Source organism: Streptomyces sp. NPDC104309, from assembly GCF_055584025.1.
This window is the reverse complement of the sequence record NZ_JBVJMV010000138.1, coordinates 1-1,670: the sequence shown is the minus strand read 5'-3', so window position 1 is coordinate 1,670 and position 1,670 is coordinate 1. Positions and strand designations below refer to the sequence as shown.

General features: G+C 66.2%; 1 protein-coding gene and 1 pseudogene. One reads left to right on the top strand and one right to left on the bottom strand.

All coding sequences use genetic code 11. The annotated features are described in order from the left end of the window. Window positions 1-204: pseudogene (locus ACZ68L_RS46850) on the top strand (ferredoxin); the annotation flags it as partial. A 2-nt stretch (window positions 205-206) separates the two neighbouring features. Here ACZ68L_RS46850 and ACZ68L_RS46845 read toward each other — a convergent pair. After that, on the bottom strand, window positions 207-1,424 hold the full coding sequence (locus ACZ68L_RS46845; protein WP_469591032.1) for an IS110 family RNA-guided transposase: 1,218 nt from the start codon (window positions 1,422-1,424) through the stop codon (window positions 207-209). Window positions 1,425-1,670 lie beyond the last annotated feature (246 nt).

The window sequence follows — 1,670 nt, the reverse complement described above, 5'->3', positions numbered from 1 at the left end:
CGCAGCCAGGTCGTGCAATACCTGTCCGATCAGCGGAGCAAATGGGATGAGAGCGATGCCTGGTCAGGCCAGGGCATAGCCGCTGCCGTCCGCGACTTCGAGCTCTACATCGCCGGTGACCTGGCAACTGACCTGCGGATTTACCTCTACTGGCTGGAAGAGCGGCGGTCCCCCACCCCCGTTGACCGCTTGCCCGAGCTGTAGCGTCACGCGGCGAGTGCGTGGGATCGCTGAGACCAAGCTGTCGCCTCGTCGTACGGTGTGCCGGTCTTGAGGCAGCCGTGCAAGATGCCGACGAGCCGGTTGGCGAGTTGGCGTAGGGCGGCGTTGAATTCGATGCCGCGGGCGCGCTGCTTCTCGTAGTAGGCCCTGGCTCCGGCGGAGATCCGAAGCGCGGAGAATGCCTGGGCGATCAGGGCGTCGATGAGCCGGTCGTTGCGGACGTGCCGGGCGGTCACGACCTTCTTTCTGCCGGAGGCGCGGGTGATCGGGCTGGTGCCTGCATAGTTCTTGCGGGCCTTGGCGCTGGCATAGCGGTGGGGGTCGTCGCCAAATTCTGCGAGGACCCGGGCGCTGAGTATCGGGCCCAGTCCGGGCTGGGACCGGATGATCTCGGCATTCGGGTGCCGGCCGAAAAAGTCCTCGACCTGCTCGTGCAGGAAGTTGACCTGCTCGTTCAAGGTGACGAGCAGCGCGACTAGAGCGCGCACTGAGCCGGCGTAAGCCGCGGACACAGCGGCGGGCTGGCCCAGGTGCTTGGCGCGCAATACGGCCTGGATCTTGGTGGCCTTGTCGGCGATGTTGCGCCGGCGGGCGCGCTTGAGGACCGCACTGATCTGCGTGATCGTCAGCTTCGCCGCGGCAGTCGGATCAGGCGCTTTGGCCAGCAGTTCCAAGACGTCGGGGGCGTCCAGATCCTCGAACGCCTCCAGGGCGGCGGGGAAGTAGTCGAGCAGGGCATGCCGGAGCCGCTGCATGGTGCGGGTCCGCTCCCAGATCAGGGTCTTATGGATGCGCGTTACCACCTTGACCGCTTCAGCGTCGGCGGTGTCCCCGGAAACCGGGCGCAGCTGGTGGGAGTCGGTACGCACCATGTCGGCGAGCATGTGCGCGTCGGCCGCGTCACTCTTGGCCCCCGACACCGCCAAGCGTTCCCGGTACCGGGAGGCCTGCAGTGGGTTGACCGCGTACACCGTGTAGCCAGCGGCGATCAGTGCCTGCACCCACGGGCCTCGATCGGTCTCGATTCCGATCACGACCTCGGCCTTGCTGTCGGCGCCGAGCTCGGCGCCGATCATCGCGTGCAATCGCTCGATGCCCGCCACGCCTTCCGGCAGCCGGGCCTTGGACAGCCGGCGACCTGTGGCGTCCATCAGCTCGACGTCGTGGTGGTCCTGGGCCCAGTCGTCCCCAACGAACAGCAATTCGTCCTCCGTCATCGAACTCGATCGGCAGCAGCCCGCAGGAGAACCATCAGCGACCTAATAAGGCTGTGCTCACGCCGCAACCGGGCGGGCACGACATCCCATCAGCGATTTCGCTCCTGGCCGACCAGCAGGGGCACGATCTGTCAACAGGACTCGGTGTCCAGGGAACAAAGAGTGCTCACCTGCTGGCGGCTACCAGGCACCGAGTCTGCCGGTTGGAGCCTCGGTAGGTCTTATTAGGGA